General features: G+C 64.4%; 1 protein-coding gene. It reads left to right on the top strand.

The window, feature by feature from the left end:
- Nucleotides 1-588 (top strand): sigma-70 family RNA polymerase sigma factor (locus tag I6F20_RS37580; RefSeq protein WP_225131599.1); only part of this gene is annotated, 588 nt, incomplete at its 5' end.
- Between the last annotated feature and the right edge of the window lie 115 nt (nt 589-703).

Genomic DNA, 703 nt, shown 5'->3' with positions numbered 1-703 from the left:
GCGACCTATGCCTCCTGGTGGATCAAGGCCTCGGTTCAGGAATACATCCTGCGATCATGGTCGCTCGTCAAGCTGGGCACCACTGCTGCGCAGAAGAAGCTGTTCTTCAACCTGCGCAAGCTGAAGAGCAGACTTGGCGTCGCGGAGGATGGCGATCTCCGGACGGATCAGCTGACATCTATCGCCAAACATCTCGACGTCAGGGAAGCCGACGTCGCCGAGATGAACGGCCGGCTGCGCGGCGACATCTCGCTCAACGCGCCGATCAGCGTCGAGACGGAAGGCGACCAATGGCAGGACCGGCTCGTGGATCCCTCTCCCGATCCGGAAAGTCTGCTCCTGGACGCGGCCGACCGTGAACGCACCAAGGCTGCCCTCGCCGATGCACTCGCTGCGCTGTCACCGCGGGAGCGCAGCATCGTCGAGGCGCGATATCTCGGCGAGCCGCAGCAGACGCTGGATGCGCTCGCCGGCAAGTTCGCCATCTCGCGCGAGCGCGTCCGGCAGATCGAGCAGCGCGCGTTGCAGCGGATCAAGGCGAAGATGTCCGCGCGCCTCGATGAGGCGCGCCTTGCAACGTCGCGTTAGGCGAGCGAAGAAGAATGCTGATCGGCCAAGGCCGATCAGCATCCTCTGCAGATATCGGGGACGAGACGTTCGGGCGAAAACTCCCGGCTCTGGCGCTCAGCCTGGCCGGACTGCT

This window comes from Bradyrhizobium sp. IC3123 (assembly GCF_020193625.1).
Taxonomy (GTDB): domain Bacteria; phylum Pseudomonadota; class Alphaproteobacteria; order Rhizobiales; family Xanthobacteraceae; genus Bradyrhizobium; species Bradyrhizobium yuanmingense.
Note: the sequence above shows the minus strand (reverse complement) of the source record. Positions and strands in the feature narration are given on the sequence as shown.